This is a genomic window from Janthinobacterium sp. GW456P (assembly GCF_002127655.1).
Taxonomy (GTDB): domain Bacteria; phylum Pseudomonadota; class Gammaproteobacteria; order Burkholderiales; family Burkholderiaceae_D; genus Janthinobacterium.
The window spans coordinates 23,897-47,824 of record NZ_NEHB01000023.1; the positions used below are offsets into that span (position 1 = coordinate 23,897).

The 23,928-nt window shown below is 63.9% G+C and carries 19 protein-coding genes; 6 read left to right on the forward strand and 13 right to left on the reverse strand.

What is annotated here, in order from left to right; all coding sequences use genetic code 11:
- Positions 1-83: 83 nt before the first annotated feature.
- Positions 84-1,001, reverse strand: coding sequence for a LysR family transcriptional regulator (locus CBW66_RS19785; protein ID WP_086140746.1), 918 nt, complete (start codon positions 999-1,001; stop codon positions 84-86).
- Positions 1,002-1,079: 78 nt separating this feature from the next.
- Entirely contained in the window at positions 1,080-1,778 is a 699-nt protein-coding gene (locus tag CBW66_RS19790) for a UPF0149 family protein (protein ID WP_086140745.1), read from the reverse strand.
- Positions 1,779-1,881: 103 nt separating this feature from the next.
- Here CBW66_RS19790 and CBW66_RS19795 point away from each other — a divergent pair, with 103 nt between their 5' ends.
- Complete coding sequence (locus tag CBW66_RS19795; protein ID WP_086140774.1) at positions 1,882-2,895, forward strand: serine/threonine protein kinase; 1,014 nt, start codon at positions 1,882-1,884, stop codon at positions 2,893-2,895.
- Positions 2,896-3,410: 515 nt separating this feature from the next.
- Positions 3,411-5,864 carry a hypothetical protein gene (locus CBW66_RS19800; RefSeq protein WP_086148647.1) on the forward strand — a complete coding sequence of 818 codons (2,454 nt, stop codon included), beginning with the start codon at positions 3,411-3,413 and terminating at the stop codon, positions 5,862-5,864.
- A gap of 178 nt (positions 5,865-6,042) precedes the next feature.
- Here CBW66_RS19800 and CBW66_RS19805 read toward each other — a convergent pair whose 3' ends face one another.
- From CBW66_RS19805 to CBW66_RS19855, 11 genes are all read right to left on the reverse strand, one after another.
- Complete coding sequence (locus CBW66_RS19805) at positions 6,043-6,996, reverse strand: hypothetical protein (RefSeq protein ID WP_086139717.1); 954 nt, start codon at positions 6,994-6,996, stop codon at positions 6,043-6,045.
- A 280-nt stretch (positions 6,997-7,276) separates the two neighbouring features.
- Entirely contained in the window at positions 7,277-7,651 is a 375-nt protein-coding gene (locus CBW66_RS19810) for a hypothetical protein (RefSeq protein WP_046682297.1), read from the reverse strand.
- A gap of 127 nt (positions 7,652-7,778) precedes the next feature.
- Positions 7,779-9,023 (reverse strand): TerD family protein, encoded by a 1,245-nt coding sequence (locus tag CBW66_RS19815; RefSeq protein WP_086139718.1) that lies wholly within the window; start codon positions 9,021-9,023, stop codon positions 7,779-7,781.
- Complete coding sequence (locus CBW66_RS19820; RefSeq protein ID WP_086139719.1) at positions 9,020-10,006, reverse strand: HpcH/HpaI aldolase/citrate lyase family protein; 987 nt, start codon at positions 10,004-10,006, stop codon at positions 9,020-9,022. The genes CBW66_RS19815 and CBW66_RS19820 overlap by 4 nt, the downstream gene beginning before the upstream one ends.
- The gene (locus CBW66_RS19825; protein WP_086139720.1) at positions 9,999-11,105 is read right to left on the reverse strand and encodes a cysteine protease StiP family protein; all 1,107 of its coding nucleotides are present in this window, start codon (positions 11,103-11,105) and stop codon (positions 9,999-10,001) included. Before CBW66_RS19825 ends, CBW66_RS19820 begins: the two co-directional genes overlap by 8 nt.
- Positions 11,102-11,854, reverse strand: a complete 753-nt coding sequence (locus CBW66_RS19830) for an HAD family hydrolase (protein WP_086139721.1) — start codon at positions 11,852-11,854, stop codon at positions 11,102-11,104. Before CBW66_RS19830 ends, CBW66_RS19825 begins: the two co-directional genes overlap by 4 nt.
- Positions 11,832-12,989 carry a phosphoribosyltransferase domain-containing protein gene (locus CBW66_RS19835; protein WP_086139722.1) on the reverse strand — a complete coding sequence of 386 codons (1,158 nt, stop codon included), beginning with the start codon at positions 12,987-12,989 and terminating at the stop codon, positions 11,832-11,834. Before CBW66_RS19835 ends, CBW66_RS19830 begins: the two co-directional genes overlap by 23 nt.
- The gene (locus CBW66_RS19840; protein ID WP_230492167.1) at positions 12,986-13,975 is read right to left on the reverse strand and encodes an ATP-grasp domain-containing protein; all 990 of its coding nucleotides are present in this window, start codon (positions 13,973-13,975) and stop codon (positions 12,986-12,988) included. The genes CBW66_RS19835 and CBW66_RS19840 overlap by 4 nt, the downstream gene beginning before the upstream one ends.
- Before the next feature lie 291 nt (positions 13,976-14,266).
- Positions 14,267-14,983, reverse strand: a complete 717-nt coding sequence (locus tag CBW66_RS19845) for a TIGR00266 family protein (protein ID WP_035826041.1) — start codon at positions 14,981-14,983, stop codon at positions 14,267-14,269.
- A gap of 189 nt (positions 14,984-15,172) precedes the next feature.
- Positions 15,173-15,748 carry a TerD family protein gene (locus tag CBW66_RS19850; RefSeq protein WP_070290657.1) on the reverse strand — a complete coding sequence of 192 codons (576 nt, stop codon included), beginning with the start codon at positions 15,746-15,748 and terminating at the stop codon, positions 15,173-15,175.
- Between the two features lie 102 nt (positions 15,749-15,850).
- Positions 15,851-16,933 carry a DUF475 domain-containing protein gene (locus tag CBW66_RS19855; protein WP_086139724.1) on the reverse strand — a complete coding sequence of 361 codons (1,083 nt, stop codon included), beginning with the start codon at positions 16,931-16,933 and terminating at the stop codon, positions 15,851-15,853.
- Between the two features lie 248 nt (positions 16,934-17,181).
- Between CBW66_RS19855 and CBW66_RS19860 the strand changes: the two genes are divergently transcribed.
- From CBW66_RS19860 to CBW66_RS19875, 4 genes are all read left to right on the forward strand, one after another.
- On the forward strand, positions 17,182-17,607 hold the full coding sequence (locus tag CBW66_RS19860) for a divergent PAP2 family protein (protein ID WP_086139725.1): 426 nt from the start codon (positions 17,182-17,184) through the stop codon (positions 17,605-17,607).
- A 240-nt stretch (positions 17,608-17,847) separates the two neighbouring features.
- Positions 17,848-19,020 (forward strand): efflux RND transporter periplasmic adaptor subunit, encoded by a 1,173-nt coding sequence (locus CBW66_RS19865; protein ID WP_086139726.1) that lies wholly within the window; start codon positions 17,848-17,850, stop codon positions 19,018-19,020.
- 3 nt (positions 19,021-19,023) lie between these two features.
- Positions 19,024-22,245 (forward strand): efflux RND transporter permease subunit, encoded by a 3,222-nt coding sequence (locus tag CBW66_RS19870; RefSeq protein ID WP_086139727.1) that lies wholly within the window; start codon positions 19,024-19,026, stop codon positions 22,243-22,245.
- Between the two features lie 182 nt (positions 22,246-22,427).
- Positions 22,428-23,909 carry an efflux transporter outer membrane subunit gene (locus tag CBW66_RS19875; protein ID WP_086139728.1) on the forward strand — a complete coding sequence of 494 codons (1,482 nt, stop codon included), beginning with the start codon at positions 22,428-22,430 and terminating at the stop codon, positions 23,907-23,909.
- Positions 23,910-23,928: the final 19 nt, after the last annotated feature.

Below are 23,928 nucleotides of genomic sequence, written 5' to 3' on the forward strand. Positions count from 1 at the left end.
TATAGGTAGCCGTTAATCTTGTGAAAATTGATAATTGATGAAGTCTCAATTGCGTCTGGCGCAATGGTGGCTGTGCTCGGACGCTAAGCGCCCGGTGCGCTGCCGCACAGCGACTTGATCGTCGCGCGCAGCCAGCGGTGTGCGTGGTCGTGATCGAGGCGCGGGTGCCAGGCCTGGAATACATCGACGTTGTCGACGGGAATGGGCAGCTGGAAGGTGCGCAGCTTCAAGCCCAGGCGCTCGACGATGGGCAGCAGGGGCGTGGGCATCAGGGGCAGCAGCAGGCGCGAATCGGCCACGGCGAAGATGGCGGACTGAAAATTGGGCGTGATCAGCGAAACCCGGCGCATGTAGCCCCGCTCGGCCAGGGCCGTGTCGAAGGGGCCGCGCGCCAGGCCGCGCCGCGATACGCTGATATGTTCGTATTCGGTAAAGCTGTCCAGGTTCATGGGGCCGTCGAAGATCGGGTGGTCGCTGCGGGCGATGCCGACAAAGCCGCTGCTAAACAGCAGCTGCAGCTTGATGTCGGGCGCAAAGGCGCGCCGCGCGCTGATGTACAGGTCGATGCGGCCCGCGTGCAGGGCGTCGTTTTCCGTGGCGCCATCGCCTTCGGGTACGAAGCGCAGCACCGTGTTCGGCGCATGGCTGGCCAGCAGGTCGCGCAGCTTGCCGCCGTAGGCGCCGACAAATACGTCGTTGGCGCACAGGCTGAAAGTGCGTTCCAGCGTGCGCAGATCGATTTCACGGCCGGATGTGAAGACGGCGTGCGCCTGCTCCACCACGCCGCGCACCTGCTCGCGCAATTCCATCGCGCGCGGGGTGGGTGCCAGGCCGCGCCCGGAGCGCACGAAGACGGGGTCGCCGATGGCCTCGCGGATGCGCGCCAGGGTGCGGCTCATGGCTGGCGCGCTCAGGTTCATGCGCCGCGCGGCGGCCACGGCGCTGCCTTCCTCGAGCAGGATATCGAGGGCGACGAGCAGGTTCAGGTCGGGGAGTTTCATGCGCCGATTATAGCCCGGAGGCCAATGCCGACGCTGCGCCGGCAGGACGCCGGCGCAGAGAGAGATGCTATTGCGGTGTTACTCGGCTGCCGGCTCGGCGCCGCAGCATTTCTTGTACTTCTTGCCGCTGCCGCAAGGGCAGTCGTCGTTGCGGCCCACTTTCGGCTCTTCGCGTTTCATGGTTTGCACCGGTGCCTTGCGGCGCGGTACCCAGAAACGGTGGATGGCCGGCAGGTTCGCTTCCAGTTCCTGCGCCAGCTTGTGCGCCTTGACCGGGTCTTCCACCAGTTTCAGCTCTTCTTCCTTGATTTCGTCGGCGCCCAGCAGGTAGATCGGCTGCATCAGCGCGGCCACTTCGGAATCCCAGATTTCATTCCACGAACCGGGGCGCAGTTCCATGCCGTCCCAGAAGCCCCAGCACCAGGCTTCAGCGTCGATCAGGGTCTGGCCTTCGTAGTCGTGTTCGACGAACAGGGCTTCGAATTCCTTCGGCGCGACTTCAAACGTCACCAGCACTTCGTTCATGAAGCGCATGATCAGGTTGACGATGCGCTCTTCTTCCTTGCTGTTCTTGAATTTCGGCGCATCTTCGGCATTTTCGCCCCACACGCGCGGCAACCATTCGGCCGGCATGATCGGTTCCGGACCGATGGCGACGGCCGTCAGATAGCCGTGCAGCATATCCATGGTCATGGCGTCTTCGGAGCAGCGCTCCGACAACAGGAATTGGTCTAATTCGTCGAATTCTTTTTCTGATAATGGCTGTTCGAGTGACATGGCTTGCTCTTTGATGAAATGTAAGGCGCCAGTATACGCCTTGCCGCGCCTTGCCGCCGAAGTGTTTGCACCGGCGGCCCGCGCGCGCCTTACAATGTCGTTCATGCACAATGAAAACCAGCCGCACGAGGACGACCGGCCCGTCCATCCCTTTTCCGCACTGAGTCCCGATTGCGTGCTCGACGCCCTCGACAGCGTGGGCTTGCGCGGCGATGGCCGCCTGCTGGCGCTGAACAGCTATGAAAACCGCGTCTACCAGGTGGGCATCGAAGATAGCGCGCCCCTGGTGGCGAAGTTTTACCGCCCCGCGCGCTGGACCGACACGGCCATCCTGGAAGAGCACGCGTTCGTGTCCGAGCTGGTCGAGCGAGAAATCCAGGTGGTGCCGGCGCTGGCCATCAATGGCAGCACCCTGCACCAGTACCAGGGCTTCCGCTTTGCCGTCTTTCCCCGCCACGGCGGACGCGCGCCCGAGCTGGACGACCCGGCGACCCTGGAATGGATAGGGCGCTTCATCGGCCGCATCCACGCCGTCGGCGCGCTGTCCGCCTACAAGGAACGCCCGGCGCTCGACCACCAGACGTTTGGCGTCGAACCGCGCGAGTTCTTGCTGGAGGGTAATTTCCTGCCGCCCGAACTGCTGGCCGCGTATGCCAGCGTGGCGCAGCAGGCGCTCGATGGCGTCAAGCGCTGCTATGACCGCGCGGGCGACGTGGCCGTGCTGCGCACGCATGGCGATTGTCATGGCGGTAACGTGCTGTGGACGGACGCCGGGCCCCATTTCGTCGACTTCGACGATAGCCGCATGGGACCGGCCATCCAGGACCTGTGGATGATGCTGTCGGGCGAACGCGGCGACCAGGTACGCCAGATGAGCGACATCCTGGCCGGCTATGAAGATTTCTGCGATTTCGACCCGCGCCAGCTGTACCTGGTCGAAGCGCTGCGCACCCTGCGCCTGATCCATTATTCGGCCTGGCTGGCGCGCCGCTGGGACGATCCCGCCTTCCCCGTCGCCTTCCCGTGGTTTAACACGCAGCGCTATTGGCAGGACCGCATCCTGGAACTCAGGGAGCAGGTGGCGCTGATGGACGAGGCGCCTCTATGGCCAATTTAAGCGCGCGATAAAACGCCCATGGTGGCGGTGATGCCGTTCAGTTAAGCTGTCCGACGCATTGAAAGGCAAAGGTGTCAGGCGTAAAAACGTAAAAATGGCGGGCCGGAGACGCGAGCCCGAGAAAATGCCGATGGCGGCGTTGCAGCTCCTCGCCGTACATGCGTACTGTCTTCGTCGCTGCGCCTTGCCCTCGACATTTTTCAGGCTCGCTTGGCCCGGTACACCTGTGCGGGCGACTGGGTCTTTCATCCGTTTTGCAGGTCTACTGGTCGCGTAGGGGCGCTATCTGAACGGCATTACCATGGCGGCGTTGCATTGCCTAGGAGCACTATTTGTACTGCCTTCGGCAATGCGCCTTGCCCTGAGCATTTTCTCGGACGCTTAAATCCCTGGCAAATCCTGAAAAGAGCGGTAAAACAGGCTCTTCTTGTCGCGCTGATTTGTGCATGCCTGTTCGATAATGGTGCTAATAAATTCCTATAAGCAATGGAATTCACCCGAATAAGCGAGAAATCATGCAAGCACAGCAAAATCAGCGCCAGGCCGCCTCCCTCACCGTCGCGTATTGCGCCGACGACGAGTTCGACCAGGACAGCATCGTGTCGCTGCATGATTTCAAGGACCTGGAGCGCAAGGTCGAGGCGCCGGCCCCTGCGCCTGCCGCCGCTCCTGTCGCTCCCGCCACCGCGATGCCGGAAGCGCAAGCCGAGCCGGCAGTCGAAGCCGATAGCAAGGCATCGGCCGCCGAACGCCAGAAAATGGAATTGAAAGCCATCCACGAGGCGATCGCCCGCGTGGAAGCGGAAGCGAAGGCCACCTGCGCCGCCGAAAGCCGCGCGCTGGCCGAGGCGCGCGTGCGCTCGCTGGCCGAGGACCGCGCCGCCATCGACGCGGCCGCGGCCGCCGCCGCGCAGCAAAATGCGCAGGCGGCCGAGGAAGCGATCGCCGCCAACCGCGAACGTCTCGACACCATGCGCGCCGCCGCGCAGGCCAGCGTGGCCCGCCTGGAAGCCGTCAAGCAGGAAACGGCCGAACTGCGCGCCCGCGTGGAGTCGGACAATGAAATCCGACTGGCCGCCGAACAGCGCGCCCGCGCCGAGCAGGAAAGCCGCTTGCGCGCCAGCGAGCAGGTGGCCGTGCAGTCGGAACTGGCCGAGCAGGCCGCCCGCGCCGCCGAAGAATTGCAGGCGCAGACGGAGCAGGCGCGCCTGCAGGCCGTCGAGCGCGTCGCCGCCGTGCAGGCGGCCAAGGAAGAAATGGTCGGCATCGCTTCGGCCGACGCCCGTGTCGCCGTGCTGGCGCGCGAACGCGAGCGCCACGCGCACGGCGCGCGCCAGACGGCGCAGATGCTGGCCGAAGCGGAAAGCGAAGCGCTGGACTTGACGGTGCAGCGCGAGCGCGCCGACCAGATCGCGCTGGAATCGGCCTTCAACCGCGCCGCCGCCGAAGTGCGCGCCCTGGAAGAAGCGCGCGCGCTGGCGCATCTGGAACAGGAACGCGAAGCCATCGCGCTGGCGCAGGCGGAATCGGAACGCCATGCGGCGCAGTCGCTGCGTCTGCGCCTGCAGACGGAAAAGGAATTGCGCGACGCGGCCATCCACCGCGAGCGCCTGGAAATGGTCGCCGTGACCAGCGCGCAGGCGCGCCGCGATGCCGACGTGCGCATCCTGGCCGCCACCGAAGCGCGCATCGAAGTGGACCGCCAGCTGCGCGCCGTGGCGCTGGCCCGCGTGGCCGCCGAACAGGATGCGGAAATCGCCGGCCATGCCAAGCTGGAAGCGGAAACGGCGGCCCTCGAAGAAACCAAGGCCCGCGAAGCGGCCGAGCAGGCAGCCGCCGTGGCGGCCGCCCGCGAACTGGAAGAGCAGCAGCGCGCCGCCAGCCTGGCGCAGGAACGCGCTGAACTGGCGCGCCAGGCGGCGGAACTGGCCGCCAGCCAGAACGAAGCCGGGCAGGCCGAAGTCGATGCCGGCAAGGCTGCCTTGGCCGCGCAGGAACAGGCCGCGCAACTGGCGCAGGAAAAAGCCCGCCAGGCAGAGCAGCTGCTGCAGGCCGAGCAGGAGCGCCTGGCCGCCGAACAAGCCGCCATCGCCGCCTTGAAAGAGAAGCTGGAAGCCGAAGCGCTGGCCTTCAACGCGGCGCAGGAACGCATCGCCGCCGAGCAGGCGCAGGCGGAACTGCTGCGCGGCCAGCACGCGGCCGAACTGGCCCTGCGGGAAGCGGCGGACAAGGAAGCCGACGCCATTTGCATCCTGATGGACCAGGCGCTGGTCGAAGGTGAAAAAAAGGCCGCTGCCGCGCAAGCGGTGCAGGCGCAGGCGCGGCTGGCCGTGGAATTGGGGCAAGTGCATAGCGAGCGCGCCCGCGTGGAAGAAGAAAAAGCCCAGGCGGCCGAAGCGCTGCTGGCATCCGAGCGCGATTTCGTCGCGGCCGAACGCGAGTCGCTGGCGCTGATCGCGCAAAAACTGGTGCAGCAGCGCCAGACCAGCAGCGCCGAAGAGCGCGCCTCGCAAGCGATCGCCGGCCGCCTGGAAGCGGAAAAACAGGCGACGGCGGCAGCCGAAGCGCGCGCCGCCATGGAACAGCAGGCGTTTGACGCCATGCGCCAGCGCGAGCAGCTGGAACTGGCGGCGCGGCAGGCCGCCAGCGAGAAGCTCGACGCGCAGCAAGCCTTGCTGGCCAGTGCGCAAGCCCACGCCGCTCTGCAGCGCAAGGCTGCCGACACGACGCGCGCGATGGCGGCCGCCAAACAGCAGTTGCTGGAACGGGACATGGAGCGCGCGCAGCAGCAAGAGCGCGAACTGGCCGCCCTGCGCGCCAGCCTGGAGCAACCGCAAAGCGCGTTTTCCAGTTCCTTGACCGCCGCCCGCGCGAAAGCCGAACAGGTGAGCTCGGCCAGTCTGACGCGCGAAGTGATCGAGCGGCTGACGCAGCCGAATGATGCCGGCGCCGTCTGGCGTTCGCGTTAGGCAGGATACCGAACCAAATCTGCTGCGCGGCGCGCTTTGCGGCTGGCGATGCTCACCGGCCCGGCGTCCCCGTACTAAAGTACGGGGGCGCTTCTCCGCCACAAATCACTGCCGCTCGCTACGGTTTTGTTCGATATCGTTGCTTTAGCGGCAGAGCAAGATTTTTTACGTTTTTCCATCAGAATTTTCTCCCCACCCCCACCAAAATGACATCCGCATCGCGGTGGTAATCGGTCACCACCCGGTTCCAGGCGACGTGCGTCACCCAGCGGCGGTCGACGTGGTAGCGGGCCACGGCCGACAGCAAGCCTGTCAGGCGCGTGCTGTGGCCCTGGGTGTCGCGGCCGTCCCACGCCATGTAGGGCCCGCCGCCCATGCCGAATTCCACCTTTTCATTGAGCGAGCGGATCAGCCACAGCTGGGCGGCGATGCCGCGCCGGTGCGCCAGGTCGGTGTTGCCTTCGTCGAGGGCGGTGACCGTCCAGTCCACGTATTTTCCTGCCGCGCGCCGGTATTCCAGGGTGAACGGGCGCGAGGATTCCGAGCGCAAGCTGTTGACGATGGTGTGGCCGGTCGATAAGGTCAAGGTGTCGTCGTGGGCCCAGTTCTGCAAGTGCAGCTTGGCGCCCGGCACGCCGTCATAGCGGTAGCCGGCGCCGATCAGCAGGTGCGTGGTGTTGTCCTTGCCGTCGGGCTTGATGCGGTTGAGCTGCGCTTGCGCATACCAGCGATTGTCGAACTGCCAGCGCGCCTGCAGACTGACGATGGAACCCCAGCCGTGGTCATTGTCGAAGTTGTGCAGGCCGTCGTCGGTCCTGGCCGTGTCGAAGAAAAAGTAGCGGCCAGCACCGGCGCCCAGCATCAGGCCTTGCTCCACTTTTTCCGTGCGCAGCCAGACCTGGCCCGCCATGCCGTCGCGGTGATGGTCTTGCGGGTGGCCTTCATTGATGTACGACAGGCTGACGGCGCTGTAGTTGCCCACCGGCTGCGTGTAGCTGATGGCGGCGACAAAAGTGCGTTCATTGGTCGTGTTGACTTTCAGGGCACCGGCCATGCCGGAGATATCCTGTGCCTGGGAGGACAGGGCGAGCGACGCGGCCAGCAAGGCCAGGGCGGCGGGGCATATGCGCATGGTATTTCCGATAGTGGTGATACACGCTAATGGTGGGCTGGCTGGACGTGCTGCGTTAGCGCAAGCATCGTGCATTTTTACTACAGTAATGGAAAGTTCCAGTCAGAACTAATTGCGAGTGTATAAGAAAGTGAGAATGTGTGAGGCGCGCCATGTATTGCTTGCGTGAGCGGGCCGGCGGCGGGAGCGGAGGAGGGAGGGCGCCGGCACGAGTATGGCTGGCCGGCGCGGGACTGCTGGACTTGCGGTTGTCTTACTTTTTCTTGTATGACTGTCTCTCTTACTGGCTCAAGACGACCTTATCGGCAAAATACTCCGTCTCGCCGAAGCATTGCGTAGGCACGCCCTTGTGCTGGCTGTAGGTGACGAGGATGCGCTTGCCGGCGGCGGCCGTCAGCTGCTTCGCCACTTCCTCGTCGCGCACGCTGAACTGGAATTTTTCCGGGATGGTGCCCGGCAGCGCCGTCAGCAGCAATTCCCCCTCCCATGTCTTGCAGATCCAGCCCCGCTTGGAGAACTTCTGCAGGTAGCCCGCCCGTTCGCCTTCCGAATACGAGAAGCTGAGGGCCATCCACGTGTAGGCTGCCAGCAGCAGGAAGCCGGCCACGAGGAAGATGGCGAAGGCGAAGGTGACTTTTTTGGTCGTAGGGGTCATGGTAGGGTTGTTTAGGTAAAAAAATGGGGATGCTTAAAAATGTTCAGGGCAAGGCGCATTGCCGAAGACAGTACGACTAGTACGGCAAGGCAATGCAACGCCGCCATGGAATTTTTTAAGCGTTCCCTCAGTCTTTGCGGCCAGCTTTCCAGTTCAGGCCAAAATTGTATCGCTCGTCCATCGCCTGGTGCGCCGTGATTTTACCTTGGCCGCCGAAGTATTCCACCAATTTTGTCACCTGCAGGTTGCCGCCGTGGTTTTCCAGCATGGCGATGGCGCACATGGCGTGCTGGCTGTCGCTGTCGAGGCGCACTTCCACGCTTGGCTGGCCGGGAATCTCGATCGTCACGACGCCATCCGTGGCGGCCCAGTTCGGCACGCCTTCGTAGATGAAAGCGTAGACGAGCACGCGCTTGATCTGGTCGAAATGGGTGCCGTTGATGAAGATGTTTTCACCGCTGCTGACGCTGCCCGTGCGGTCGTCGCCTTCCAGGTGGATGTACGGTGGCCTGTCATACGCGCCCCAGCTGTTGCCCAGCGCCTGCACGGCGCTCTTGGCGCCATTGCTCATCTCGAACAGGCAGCCGATGTCGAGGTCGATGCCGCCCGCGCGGCCGGCCGGCTTGTTGAACAGCTTGCCCAGGAAGCCTGTGTCCAGTTTTGAGGCGGGCGCCTGGCCTTGCGAGGCGTTCTGGTTCCAGTTCAGGTTGACACGGATGCGGCCATAGCCGCCGCTGTCGCGCTTGTCGAGCGAGATCTTGTCGCCGCGTTTTTCCAGGCGGATCTTCGACAGCGAGATTTTATTTGCCGTCGGCGGGGCCGCCGGCGCGGAGACGGGAACCGGTGCAGGAGCCGGGGCCGATTGCGACGCCTCGCTGCCGCCGAAGTGCTTCAGCAGCGCCGCCAGGCCGCCCGCGAAACCCTGGCCCACGGCGCCGAAGCGCCAGCTGCCGTCGCGGCGATACAGTTCGCCGATGATGACGGCCCTTTCATCCTGGAAGTCGTTGCCCGTGAAGGCAAACGTGGCCGCCTGGCCCAGCGCCATGCTGGAGTTGCCCAGCGCGCGCATGCTGCCCTGTTCCGTCGCCGCCGTGAATACCAGCTTGTCGATCGAGGCGGGCAGGCGGGACAGGTCGATCTGGAAGGTGGAACGGGGACCGTTCAACTCCACCATGACGGCGTTGTCCGGCGCGCTTTTCTGGTTGTAGAACACCATGTAGCGGTCGTCCGACAGCTTGCCCGCCGCATCGACGCCGAAGCAGCTGACGTCCACTTCCATCGAGCCCGAAACGATATCGAGCGTGACGGCAAACGGGCCATTCAAGCCCAGGTCAGCCAGTTTGCCTTTTTGTCCGCGTGTGAAATTGTTCATGGTCGTGCAATCCCTTCGTCGCTTGAAAGTTGAGTCAATGAGGTATTCGAATGGTGCGCGGCGGCGTTATCGGCCGCATGGCGGATGCCGAACAGGCGCGCCTGCTCGATGATGCGCAGCGCCCAGCTGCTGTGCGTGGCCACTTCGCACATCGATTCCTGCATGCGGAACACGGCCGGGCTGTCGGGGTCGATGATGCGCAGCGCCAGTTCGATGTCCGACTGCGCCACTTGGTAGTGGCGCTCGATCTGCGGCACCTGGTCCGGGTGGATGGCTGTCTTGGCGATCATGCCGTGCGCCATGTCCTGCGCCACTTCGGCGTCCAGCCAGCTGCCCTGCGACAGGTGCTCGAAGACGGGCGCCGTCAGCTGGAAACCGTGCGGCTTGAAGATCGTCACCAGGCGGCCGATGACCTGGCCCAGCGGCGTTGAATAGATGGTGCCGCTGGTGGGGCGGCGCAGGCCCAGCAGGGCCAGTAAATCGTTGCCGCCGATGCGCAGGGCCAGGATGCGGCGGCGCACTTCCGGCGCCGACAGCATGACGCGGAACTGCTTCATTTCCTCGTCGTCGAACACTTCCGCCGTTTCCAGGGTCGGCATCAGCCAATGATGCGTGTGGCGCACCAGGTCGAAATACGCGGCGAAATTGTGGCGCGTGGATTTCGGCAGCACGAAGCCGCTCAATTTGTCGGCGCCCGGCATGGCCAGCACGCGTGCCAGCACGTCCAGATTGCGCACGCGCACGAAGCGCAAGGTGTCCGATTCGTCGGCCATGTTTTGCAGCGCCAGCGACAGGTTGAACAACGCGTAACTGAGGTCGCGTTCGGCGATGGCGTCTTCGGTGCAAAGGATGACCGAGCGCAAATGGCTGAATTTGTCGCCGTTGGCGATCGCCAGCAAGTCCTTGTGCGTGGTCGGCACGTACATGGAGGCGCCCAGCGCCGCTTTATGTTCGCTTTGCGGGTGTAGGGAGTTGTTATCCATCGACTGCGCTCCTGATAAGGGCGACCGCCTGATAAGGCAGTGCCGGTTCTACTGTGACGGGTATGGCTTTTTCCTGCGCCAGAAGCAGCAAATGTGCCACGTCCGGCGCATTCGTGTCGCGCACGATCAGGCGCTCGGGCACGCGGCGCAGCAGCACGCGCGTCGCTTCGCCGATGCCTGGCTTGATCAGGTTGATGTCGCTGATGCCGTATTGCTGCTGCGCGGCGGCCATGTAGGCTTGCGAGCGGGCCGCCATTGCGGGCGCGTCGCTCGCTTCGGCCAGCGGGATGCCGCTGCTTGCGGCAATGGCCATGGCGTCGGCCACCAGGCCGTCGGCGAAAGCGCGCGACTGGTCGTGCGCCTCGAACTGCGCGTAGTACACGCAGCCGTGGAAGTCGGCGGGGCCGATGGCTTCATTCAATACGGAGCGGCTCACCAGGCCCGAAACGGTGGCGTTCAGGATGCTCGACGGGATCAGGTAGTCGCTGGCCGAGGCGGCGCAGGCGGCCGTGCCGGCCAGGTCGGACAGCACGAACAGGCCGCCATCGATGGCCGTGCCATTGGCGGCATTGAAATCGTTCACCGTCTGGCGCAGTTCGCGCGAAATCACGCCCTTGCCCGTCCAGCCGTCGACGAAGACGATGGACTCGGGCGCATGGCCCTGCGCCAGGATGTGCCGCAGCGCGTTCGCATCGATGCCGCGGTCGCGGATGATGGAGACGGAATAGTGGCTGCAGTCGCGCTGGAACACCTGGCGCAGCAAGTGCCCGAGGATGACGCCCACGGGCGTGCCGGCGCGCGCCAGCGAGACCAGGGTGACGGGGCCCGTGCGCCGCGCCGCGATCAGGGCAGCCAGGCGCAGGCAGTCGCGCGCCATCTGCAGGCGGTTGGCGGCAAATGCGCTCTGGAACAGGGCCAGGTAGGCGGGCGAGGGCAGGGACTCCGGCGACAGCATTTCGCTGTAGTGGCGCTGGCCGGACTGGATCAAGCGCTCTTTTTCGGCCAGGTCGAGAATCGGTTCGAGCGCCATCGGCGTCAACAGAAACTCCACGTCCTCCTGGCGGTAGCTGCCGCTGAAATGCTGCGTGTCTTGCGTCATAGCGCCGCCACCGTGAGTGCCGCCAGCTGGGTGCCGTTGGGGATGATGGCGTAGTCGCAGGCGGCCATGAAGCGGGCGTCAGAACGGCTGTCGCCCATGCCGAAGCTGACGATGGGGCCGTGTTCGGCTTCCAGTTCCGCGCGCAGGTAGGCTACGGCGCGCGCCTTGTTCAAGGTTTTCGGCAGCACGGCCAGATTGTTGCCGTTGCGGTGGATGAAGTAGTCGGCGCCCTCGGCCGCGATCCACTGCTGCAGCACTTGCTCTTCGATGTCGGCCAGGCGCTCGCCGCGCGCTTCATGGTCCTTGACGACGATGTAGAACGGCGTGTTGTAATCCTCGATCAGGCGCGCGCGCGAAGGCATGCCCGTCTTGACCTGGAAATCGTCGATGATGCGCATGGCGTCCCGCAGGCCGGGCAAGGCCGTCTGCATGTCGTTCTGCATCAGGGACAGCCAGCCCGCGTCGAGCGCGCCGCCCGGCTGCAGCACGATGCCACCGTAATCGAGCACGCTGTAGCTGCTAAACGGCAGGTCGACGCGTCGGAAGGCGTCGCCGTTCCTCGCCGTCGCGGGAATCAGGGTCATGCCGCTTTGCGCGAATTCAAAGAAGGCGCGCTGGCGCGCCGTCGTAAACGAGCAGGCTTCGCCATTTTTCAGGTAGGCGGCCGCTTGCAGATCGGTCTCGCCAGGGCATTTTTTCGGGGTCTGGAACAGTGTGTCGTCCAGATCAACAAACAGGAATTTCTTCAATTTTGGTCTCTGACTGAAAGTGGAACAGGCGGCCATTCAGCTGGCCGGCGAGTTGCATGAGGGCCGGGTTGGCCGGGGTTTCATGGCAGATGAACACGTGCTGGTACTGGCCAGGCGCCACGTTGTACAGGTAGTTGGCGATGCCTTCGCCGTAGTTGTCGTCGCAGCGGACGATATGGCCGACAGCGCCCCACGACAGAATCGGCGAGCGCGTGGTCGACTGCACCACCACGTTCTTGCCCAAGGCTTCCAGTTCGCGCGCCAGCAAAAACGACGGGTGCATGAATTCGCCCGTGCCCAGCACCAGCACGGAGTCGCCGGCGCCGATTTCCTGCGCCAGCTGCACCGCCAGGCCTTGCGGCGCCGCCAGCGCGCGTCCCACGCCGATGCGCCCGAAGGCGGGGCTGGCGCCGCGTTCCGCATTCGCTTCGAAGCGCTGCGCGCTGGCCGCCACGGGAGCGGGCGCGGCGCCGGCCTGGAAGGCGTACTGGCCGGACAGCGCCGCGCCGATGGTCGTGGGCAGGCCGAAACGCTCGCTCAAGCCCGCGTTGGCGGCCTGGCCCATGAAATTGGTGATCACGCCCAGGTGCAGCTTTTCCAGTTGCGGATAGCGCGCGCGGCACACTTGCACCAGGTTGGCGAAGGTGTTGCCGGTCGACGCTTCATCGTCGATCAGCACCAGGCTGCGGGCCGTGGAAAACAGCGCGCTGGCCGCATCCGATAAATGTAAAAACTGGCGCGGCGCGTGGCTGTGCGATTCCTCGAATTCGAAGAAGGGCACCGTGCCCACACGGTAGCGCGAGCTGTGCAAAAACAAGGCCTTGCCGTTCGGGTTGGCGCGCAGCCAGGCTTCGAACACACCCTGGCCCAGGCCGACGGCCGTTTCCGCCATGGCGATGAAGACGACTGGGCCGGGCAGGCTGGGGGGAATCTGCGCGGCCAGGTCGTCGTGGATGGCTTGCATGGCGCGCGGCGTGACAGGCCAGTGCTTGCCCAGCACTTTCGACAGGAACAAAAAGCCGCGCTTGGCGTTGGCGCGCGCGGCAAAGCCGATCAGCCAATCGAGCGGGAAGCGCGCCTCGTCCACCTTCAAGGTCAGTTCGCCCGTGGGCATTTGCTGCTTGACGAGGTTCATGGCAGCTCCACGGCGTAGGCGGCTTCGCCCACGCGCATGCCTTCGCGGATGACGGGCACGGTGAGCTTGTCAAAGCCCTGGTCGAAGCCGGCCAGCGCCAGGTAGGGCAGGTTGGGGCCGGCCGCGCACGCCATGCCGATGCCGCCCGACATGCGCGGATTGATCTCCAACAGCGCCAGGCCATTGGCGCCTTCGCGGAACTGGATGTTGAAGACGCCATTGAGGCGGTAGTCGCGCGCCAGTTTGTCGCAGGCGGCCAGCAGGTCGGCGCGCAGTTCGATCAGCTGGCCGCTGCCGCCCGCGTGCAGTTTCTTGCGCGGCACGGCGCAAATGAGCTTGCCCTGGTCGGCGACGCAGTCGGCGCTGTATTCGTGGCCATCGAGGTATTCCATCAGCAGCAGGGGCTTGAACGATGCCATCTGCGCCAGGCCCGCGCGCAGCTCCTGCGCATTGATCTGGTAGGCGGCGCCGGTCAGCAGCAGCTGGGCGCTGCTGCGCTCTTCATCGAGCACGGCAAAGCCCAGGCCATACACGGATTCGGACGGCTTGATGCACAGCTTGCGGTGCAGCGGTCGCAGTTCGGCGTAGGCGGCGTCGTATTCTGCGATGCTGGTGACGGCGCGGTAGTCGGCCGGGCGCGCCATGGGCAGGTCGAGGCCGTCGCAGAAGCGCGCCTTGTCATGCATCAGGGCCAGCGTGTCTTCGCTGGCCACGCTGAGCACGCGCGTGCCGATGGCGGCGAAGCGCGCGCTGGCGCTGCCGATCAGGCCCGCTTCCTTGCCGGGCCAGAAAATCGTGATGCCCCGTGCGCGGCAAAATTCCAGGCACCACTCGACATAATCGAGGCCCGTCAGCCCCGACGGTTCGACCGCGTATTCGTGCGCCGACAAAAAGGCGGCCGCATGCGCGTTCGTATTGCTGCACACGATGTGATAGCGTGGCGCGCCACTGGTCGCGGCCATATCGGCTTCGCGGATCAGTCGCATGGCCGTGCCGACCGAGGAAAATGTTTTGTTGAACCAGACTCTTTGCATGTACGGGGACCGGGTGGAAATAGGGGAAGCCGCGCGCAGGTGCGCGCGCGGGGATTCTAGCTAGCCAGACTTAACCTGGCCTTAGAATTTTTTTGAACTACAACGTTGAGCAACAAACTAACAGCGCCTGACAAAACCGTAGCGAGCGGAAGGAAGAGGTGGCGGAGAAGCGCAACCGTACTAAAGTACGGTGAGTATCGCAGGCCGCCTATGCCGACGCGTAGTAGGTTTGGTCAGGTGCCTCTAGCCAGCTTTGCCGCTGGCTGTCCATTTTAAGAACGCATCGCGGTTGCGCGAGCAGATGAAGACCTTGCCCGAGCCGGAAAAGCGCAGCACGATACCTTCGCCGCTGGTCACGCTGTTGACGATATTGCCGAGGAAGCCGCCGATGCCGCCGCCGCTGGCACCGCCGCCCGTGGTGACGGAAATCTCGTATTTCAGGCTGTTGTCCCAGCACACCACGTGGGAATTGTCGATCACGACGTCCTTGCCCGGCTCGACGTCGAGCTGGAACATGGAGCCGAAGCCCGACACCACCACTTGGCCCGTGCCGGCCGTCTCCATGACGAAGAAGCCGCCCGACTGCGCGAACAGCGCGTTGCCGATGCTTTGCGTGCGCACCTTCATTTCCGTGCCCGAGGTGGCGGCGACAAAGGCGCCGTCGTTGAGCAGGTACTGGCGCGCGCCCACGTCGACCACTTCGATGGCGCCCGGCAGGGTGGGCGAGAGCAGGCAGTCGCCGCTGCCGCGCACCGCTTCGATGTGCTGCTGGAAGAACGATTCGCCATTCGCAAAGCGGCGCATGATGGCGCTGCCCAGGCCGCCCGTCATCTTGCCTTTCAAGTCCAGCGCCGTTTCCATCATCACCATCGCATCCGATTCGCAATAGATGGTTTCGCCCTGCTTCATGCTGACGTGCAGGAATGGGTCGACGTCGCCGGTGACACTAAATACTGGCATGATAAATCTCCAAAAAAAAGCCGCCTGAGGATATTCAGGCGGCAGTAATGATATGACAAAAGTGCAATTCACCTCGGAAAACCGTAGCGAGCAAGCGCGATTTCGGGTTAAGTCGCGCAGCTGTACGCAGGTACAGCGAGCAACGCAGGCCCGAAAGTGAGCGGCGCAGTAGGTTTAACGAGCGTGAATTTAAGCGTTGACGCCGAACGAGCGTGCGAGGGGGCCCAGGCCGCCGTTGAAGCCCTGGCCGATGGCCTTGAACTTCCATTCGCCGTTGTAGCGGTAGATCTCGCCAAAGATCATCGCCGTTTCCGTCGAGCTGTCTTCGGACAGGTCGTAGCGGGCGATTTCTTTTTCGCCTTCCGCGTTCAGGCAGCGGATGAAGGCTTTCGACACCATGCCGAAGTTCTGGCGGCGCGCGTCGGCGTCGTGGATGGTGACGGTGATGCTGATGCGGTCGATGTCGGCTGGCACGCGGGTCAGGTCGATTTCGATGCGCTCATCGTCGCCTTCGCCTTCGCCCGTGGTGTTGTCGCCCGTGTGCACGACGGAGCCGTCGGTCGACTTCAGGTTGTTGTAGAAGATGAAGTCAGAGTCGCCACGGACTTTGCCGTCGTTTTTCAGGAGGAAAGCACTGCCGTCAAGGTCGAAGGTGGCGCCGTCCGTCGAACGAGGATCCCAGCCGAGGCCGACGATGATCTTCTTCAGGTTCGGTGCTTCCTTGCTCAGGTTGACGTTGCCGCCTTTTTGCAAACTGATTGCCATGTGGTGCTCCTTAAAAAAATTAAACTCGATCATGCCTTCATGGGATGAGCGCATAAGACGCTCGTGCCATTACTCTCTCAATTGGGGATGAATTCCCCGATTTCAAGCTTGTGCCGCGTGCCGTTTGCGATAGCGCAAGGACGACCACAGCGAGACCAGGATGAAGGCCACGCCCGACAGGCCCGTGAACCACTCCGGGATATGGTACTTGACGGACGCCAGCATGATCAAGGCGAGGATGCCGATCGCATAATGGGCGCCGTGCTCGAGGTAAACGAATTCGTCCAAGGTGCCCTTGTGCACCAGGTACACCGTCATCGAGCGCACGAACATGGCGCCGATGGCCAGGCCCAGCATGATGATGACGACGTCGTTGGTGATGGCGAACGCGCCGATCACGCCGTCAAAGCTGAACGAGGCGTCCAGCACTTCCAGGTACAGGAAGCCGCCGATACTGCCGCGCGCCACCGTTTTCACCAGGTCGCCATTGCCGTTCTTGGCTGGCGCGGCGCCTTCCTCGGCGTCATCCTGCAGGTCCGGTTCGCCTTCTTCCAGCAAGCCGCTGATCCAGTTGACGCCGATGTAGACGGCGATGCCGACGATGCCCGACGCGAGCACGCTGTATTTGGCTTCCGCAGGGCCCATCGCCACGCAGGCGGCCACGGCGCCCATGGTGATCAGCACGGCCAGGCTTTCCGTGCCCAGCGCATTGACTTTTTCCTCGGCCCAGCCCAGCCAGTGCAATTCCTTCTCGTCGTCGAACAGGAAGTTCAGGAATACCAGCAGCAGGAAGGCGCCGCCGAAGGCCGCCACTTGCGCATGGTTGTCCGTCAGGTGTTTGGCATACACGTCGGGCGTGGTCGTGGCCATGGTCCACACGTCGACCAGGCCCAGGCCCGTGGCGACGGAAACGATGACGAGCGGGAACAGCAGCCGCATGCCGAAGACGGCCACGAGGATACCGACCGTCAAGAACAGCTTTTGCCAGAATTCATTCCAGTGGCGCAAGACCGAGGCATTCACCACGGCATTGTCGAATGACAGCGACACTTCCATGACGCCCAGCACGCCCGTGATCCACAGCGCATTGATCAGGCCGGGCATGCCGCCATGGCTGTAACCCCACCAGCCCGACACCGCCATCAGGACAAAAGTGACTAAAAAGGAAATTCTGAAATGCCGCATGAGTACCCCGTTGCAAGTTTGAAAGACGTTTGATTATCCGCGCCGCTGTGCGCGCCGCGCTCAGTGTTGATATACGTCAATTGTTGTATATGCCATGATTTTATATTAGTTGCCGCCGTGGGCGGCGTTTTATAGACCTACAACAGACAGTTCTGCTGGCGCGGACGATCTGCGATAATTGCGGCGCGCCCATTCGGCTGCCGCAATCTCTTGCACACTCTCGACATATATATAAGAAGGAATACCCCGTGGATATCGCTTACCTCGTCACGCCCCTGATCACCTGGATCCTGGTCGGACCGATCAAATTCCTGATCAACAGTGTCCGCACGCGGCAATGGGCGTTCGGCCTGGTCGGCAATGGCGGCTTTCCCAGCAACCATAGCGCCGTCGTGTCCAGCATGGCCACCCTGATCGCCTTGCGCGAAGGCATAGGCCATCCCGCCTTCGGCGTGGCCGTGACCTTGGCCTTCATCGTCATCATCGACGCCAACAGCCTGCGCCAGCACGTGGGCAAGCAGGCGGCCGCCATCAACCGCCTGGCCAGCGAAGCGGCCAGCGCCGCGCACAAGACCTTGCGTGAGCGCATGGGCCATACCCTGGTGGAAATCGCTGGCGGCCTGTGCACGGGCGTGGCGATCGGCTTCCTGATCAACACCGTGTTTGCCCGCTGAGCGTCCTTCCTCCTGAAACGCAAAACCCCGCTTCAAGGCGGGGTTTTGCGTTTCAGGGCGTAAAAACTACGTTTCATCCACCGATTAAAGCATTACAGGAAACGGCCGATTGACATGCCCGGACACGCTCATGGATACTTTGGCGCTTGTGGTTTTAATAAAAATAAACGCCTGCTAACGTCTTCAGTTCTATCCGGACTGCCGGGACGCTGGCGGTTCAATCTATCCGGAGAATTACCCATGTTGCGCAAAACCCTGTTTGTTCTGGCAATCGCTTCTGCCTTGGCCGCCTGCGGCAAAGAGTCCAAAGATCCCGGCAAGGGCGGCAAGGATGGCAAGGAACAGGCGGGCGCTAGCGTCAATCTGCTGGTGTCCCCGGAAGACTTGCTGACCATCCAGAGCAATGCGCTGGCATCGGGCCCCGTCATCACCGGCTCCGTGCAGCCCGAGCGCAACGCGGACTTGCGCGCCGAAGTGTCGGCCGTGGTGATCCAGGTGCTGAAGGAAAACGGCGAAATCGTCAAACGGGGCGACGTGCTGGTGCGCCTGGACGAAACGGCCATCCGCGACAGCCTCAATTCGGCCGAGGAAGCGAGCCGCGCCTCGAGCCAGGTGCTGGAACAGTCGGAACGCATGTTCCAGCGCATGAAAACCCTGCGCGCCTCGGGCATGACGTCGACGCAGGCGCTGGAAGACGCGGAAATCCGCCGCAACAATGCGCAAAGCGATCTGTCCGCCGCGAAGAGCCGCGCCGCCCAGGCCCGCCAGCAGTTGCAGCGTACCCTCGTGCGCGCGCCGTTCGATGGCATCGTCAGCGAGCGCAAGGTATCGAATGGCGATACGGCGCAAATCGGCAAGGAATTGATCAAGGTCATCGATCCAACCAGCATGCGCCTCGAAGGCCTGGTATCGGCCGACAAGATCGGCGTCGTCAAGGTGGGCCAGCCCGTGCTGTTCCGCATCAATGGCTATCCAGGACAGGATTTCACGGGCAAGGTGCGCCGCGTCGATCCAGCCGCCAACGCCGTCACGCGCCAGGTGGCCGTGCTGGTCGATTTCAACGACAAGGAACAGCCGCGCGTAGCCGGCCTGTACGCGGAAGGGCGCATCGAAACGGAAACCGTCAGCGCGCTGATGATCCCCGATTCGGCCCTGGTGAAGGCCGGCGACGTCACGTACACGTGGAAAGTCAAGGACAAGGCCCTGCATAAAACCACCTTGCGCATCGGCGCGCGCGACGTGCGCACGGGCCAGTGGGAAGTGCAAAGCGGCCTGGCCAGCGGCGATACCGTGCTGCGTACGCCCGGCTCGACCTTCAAGGATGGGCAGAAAGTGGAATTGACGGCTGGCAAAGCCGTGCCCGCCGCCGCCATGGCCAGCAGCAGCGCCGCCGTTGCCGGTAAAGGAAACTAAGCCATGTTCCTTTCCGATTTCAGTATCAAGCGGCCCACCGCCACCATCGTCCTGATCCTGGCGATGATGTGCGTCGGTTTGCTGGCGCTCAAGAAACTGCGCGTCAACCAGAATCCCGACGTCGAAGTGCCGTTCATCGTCGTCAGCATTCCCTATCCTGGCGCCTCGCCCGACACGGTCGAGCGCGAAGTGGTGAACCGCCTGGAAAAGTCGCTGCAGAGCATTACCGGCGTGACCGAAGTCAACAGCGATTCGAATGAGGGGGCGGCCAGCATTTTCCTGAAGTTCTCGTTCAATACCAATCTGATCGAGGCGTCCGACAATATCCGCAATGCGATTGCCGCCGTGCGCTACAAGTTGCCGACGGAAATGCGCGAACCTATCCTGCAGCGCATCGACCCGGCTGCCGAGCCGATCATGCAACTGGCGCTGTCGTCGAATACGCAAAGCCATGCGGAAATCTCGCGCCTGGCCGAAGACGTGTTGTCGGACCGTTTCCGCACCGTCGATGGCGTGGCGCTGGTCAACGTGGGCGGTTCGCTCAAGCGCGAACTGTCCGTGCTGCTGCGGGCGGAAAAACTGCGTGAATACAATGTGTCCGTCAGCGATGTCGTGACCGCCTTGCGCAACCAGAACACGAATGCGCCCGTGGGCAAGGTGCGCGGCACCCTGGACGAGAAAAGCATCCGCCTCGTGGGCCGCATCGAGTCGCCAAGCGACTTCGAGAAAGTGGTGATCAAGCGGCGCGGCGAGGAAATCGTGCGCCTGGCGCAGGTGGCGACCATCGAGGACGGTTTTGCCGAAGTCAACAGCCTGAGCGTGCGCAGCGGCAAGCCCAACGTGGGCATATCGATCACCCGCGTGCGCGACGCCTCCACCGTCAGCGTGGCCAACAAGATCCGCGACATGGTGGCGGAAATCAACAAGACCTTGCCGAAGGGCACCTTGTTGCAAGTGACGCGCGACGGTGGCGAAAACGCCCAGCATAGTCTGAACAATGTGATCGAATCGCTGGTGCTGGGCGCCGTGCTGACGATTTTCGTCGTCTATGCCTTCCTGAACTCGTGGCGTTCGACCCTGATCACGGCGCTGAGCCTGCCCACCTCCGTGATTGCCGCCTTCATCGCCGTGTGGCTGTGCGGTTTTACCCTGAACTTCATGACCCTGCTGGGCCTGTCGCTGGCCATTGGCGTGCTGATCGATGACGCCATCGTGGTGCGTGAAAACATCGTGCGCCACATGCAGATGGGCAAGGACCGCCGCACGGCCGCGCTGGAAGGCACGGCCGAGATCGGCATGGCCGTGGCCGCCACGACCTTCTCGATTATTGCCGTCTTCATTCCCGTGGCCTTCATGCCGGGCATCTCCGGCGAATGGTTCCGTCCGTTTGCCTTGACGGTGACGTGCTCGGTGCTCGTCAGCCTGGGCATCTCGTTTACGCTCGACCCGATGCTGTCGGCCTACTGGGGCGACCCGGTCGAGGAACACTCGGCGCCGAAAAAAGGCATCGGCCGCGTGCTGGAACGATTCAACCACTGGTTCGACCACCAGGCCGACCGCTATGGCCGCGTGATCGCCTGGGCCCTGCATCACCGCCGCTGGATGGCCGTGATCGCCTTCGGCAGCCTGGTGGGCGCCATCGCCCTGCACGCCACGCGTGGCGGCACGAGTTTCCTGCCGGCCTCCGATTCGGGCAATCTGATGATCAATGTGCGCACGCCATCGTCGAGCAGCATCGAGTATTCGCGTTTGAAACTGGAAGCGGCCGCCGTACTGGCGCGCACCTTGCCTGAAACCAAGGATACCAACAGCTCCATCAATGCGGGCGGCGGCCGCGTGTATGTCGATATCGGCAAGCGCAACACCCGCAAGCGTTCGGCCAAGGAAATCGCCACTGAGCTGCGCGAGAAGATGTCGCGCCTGGTGGGCGCCGAATACGTGGTGCTCGACGACCTCAGCAATGGCGCGCAGAAGCCGGTCCAGGTGGAATTCACGGGCCCCGATTCGCGTAAACTCATGGAGATCACCAACGCCTACATGGACAAGCTGCGCGCCATTCCCGGCGCCGTCGACGTGGGCCTGTCGGAGCAGGACCCGAAGAACGAGCTGCAGATTGAGCTCAACCGCGGCCTGGCCAATTCGATGGGCATTTCCGTCAACGATGCGGCGCAATCGCTGCGCGTGGCCTTTGCCGGCGTGGAAGTGGGCGACTGGGTCGATCCGACGGGCGAGACGCGCGACGTGGCCGTGCGCCTGCATCCCGACGACCGCGTGGCATCGGAAAATATCGAGCGCCTGCCGATCAGCGTGACGGGCACCTCGCAAATGGTGCCGCTCGACCAGATCGCCACCATTACCATGGGCAAGGGCCCGTCCGGTATCGAGCACAAGAATGGCAAGCGCACGATCACCGTGTCGGCCAACGCGCAGGGCCGCTCGAATGGCGAAGTGACGAGCGACGCCATGAAGCTGGCCAATTCCATCGACTTCCCGCCCGGCTACGGCCTGGCGCTCGGTGGCGCCGGCCAGGACCAGCAGGAGCTGTTCACGGAAATGCTGATCGCGCTGGTGATGGGTATCGGCCTGATGTATTTGATCCTGGTGATGCAGTTCGGTTCCTTCACGGCGCCCGTGGCCGTGATGATGTCCTTGCCGCTCAGCTTGATCGGCGTGGTGGTGGCGCTGGTGATCACGAACAATACCCTCAATCTGATGAGTTTTATCGGCATCATCATGCTGATGGGGCTGGTCGCCAAGAACGCCATCCTGCTGCTCGACGCGGCGCGCAAGCGCGAGGAAGAGGGCCATGGCCGCGAAGATGCGCTGATGTATGCGGGCCGCATGCGTCTGCGCCCCATCCTGATGACGACGTTCGCGCTGATCGCCGGCATGTTCCCCGTGGCGCTGGGCCTGGGCGAGGGCGGCGAGTTCTACCGTCCATTGGCGATCGCCATCATCGGCGGCACCATCACCTCGACGATCCTGACCCTGCTGGTCGTGCCGACCTTCTATGACAGCATCGAAATCGCCCGCGATGGCGCCGTGGCCAAGTTCCACCGCCGCGCCGCGCGCATGCCTGTGGCCGTGGCCATGATCCTGACCATGCTCGAGTGCGTGCTGACCCTGCTGATGGTGCGCTTTATCTATCGCATGCTGAAGAAGGCCGTGCTGTTCCTGATGGGACGCCGCGCGCCGAAAGCGGCGTCGGTCAGCCTGCAAAAGTAAGTCAGGCGGCCTCGGCTGCGCAATCCTTGTGCCAGGTCAAAGAGCCTTCTTCGGAAGGCTCTTTTTACGTCTGGTGCTCTACAATCGTAGGACGGGTGGGCGAGTTCGCCAGCCCGGAATCGGGATACTTTTGCGATATTTTTCAACGGCAATGTAGCATGGCAACGTAACGGACCAGCACCATGTTCTCCAGCATCCGGCAGCCCAGTCTCGGCATCCTCATGGCATGCCTGCTGGCCGCTTGCGCCGTCGGGCCGGACTTCCGGCCTCCCGCCGCCCCGGGCGGTGGCGACCGCTACACGCCGGCACCGTTGCCGGCGCAAACCGTGGCCGCGCCTGGTCCCGCCGGCGAGGCGCAGCGCTTCGTGCCGGGCCAGGATATCCCCGCGCAATGGTGGTCGCTGTTCCAGTCGCCGGCGCTGGACCAGCTGGTGCGCGGCGCCCTCGCGCGCAGCCCCGGCCTGGCGTCGGCCCAGGCTGCCCTGCGCCAGGCCGATGAAAATTACCGCGCCCTGTCCGGCCGCCTGTTGTATCCCGAGGTGGGCGCCCGGATCGGCGCCAGCCGCGAAAAAAACAGCAGCCTGGAGGGAGCGGGTGGCGTCCTGAATTTGTACAATGCTTCGGTGAATGTGTCGTATGCGCTGGATGTGTTTGGCGGCAACAAGCGCCAGCTGGAGGCCTTGCAAGCGCTGGTCGACTATCGGCAATATCAGCTGGAAGCCGTGTACCTGACCCTGACGGCCAACCTGGTGACGACGGCCATCCGCGAAGCATCGTTGCGCGCCCAGTTGCAGGCCACCGGCGAGATACTCGACGCGCAGCAGAAACAGCTGGACCTGATCGAGCAGCAATTGCGCTTCGGCGCCATCGCCCGCGCCACGGTGCTGGTCCAGCGCAACACGGTGGCGCAGACGCGGGCCAGCGTGCCGCCGCTGGAAAAGGCGCTGGTCCTGACGCGCCACCAGCTGTCCGTGTATGCGGGCCGCTTGCCCAGCGAGCCCGGCATGCCCGAATTCGACCTGGCGTCGCTGCGCCTGCCGCAGGACTTGCCCGTTTCCCTGCCGTCGGCCCTGGTGCGCCAGCGTCCCGACATCCGCGCCAGCGAAGCGCTGCTGCAGCAGGCCAGCGCGCAGATCGGCGTCGCCACGGCAGCCATGTATCCCCAGTTCACCCTGACGGGCAATGTCGGCGCGCTGGCCACCAGCGTTCCCGCGCTGCTGCACGCCAGTTCTGCCGTGTGGGGCGTGGCGGCCGGGCTGGCCCAGCCCCTTTTCAATGGGGGTGCATTGCGCGCCCAGCGGCGTGCCGCCGTCGCCGCCTACGAGGGCGCGGCGGCCGATTACCGCGCCACCGTGCTGGGCGCCTTCCAGAATGTGGCGGACAGCTTGCGCGCCCTCGAGGCCGATGCAGCCGCCTTGCAGCAGCAAGCCGAGGCGGAGGCGCTGGCCAGCGAATCGCTGGCGCTGAGTACGCAGCAATTCAAGCTGGGCGCCATCAGCTACCTGAGCCTGCTGGACGCCCAGCGCACCTACCAGCAAGCCCGGGTGGGGCTGGTGCAGGCGCAGGCGGCCCGCTATGCCGATAGCGCCGCGCTGTTCCAGGCGCTGGGCGGCGGCTGGTGGAACCGTCCTGCGCTGCAGGCCGTTTCCACGGCAGCAGACTGAGGGGCCGGCACGGCAAGGC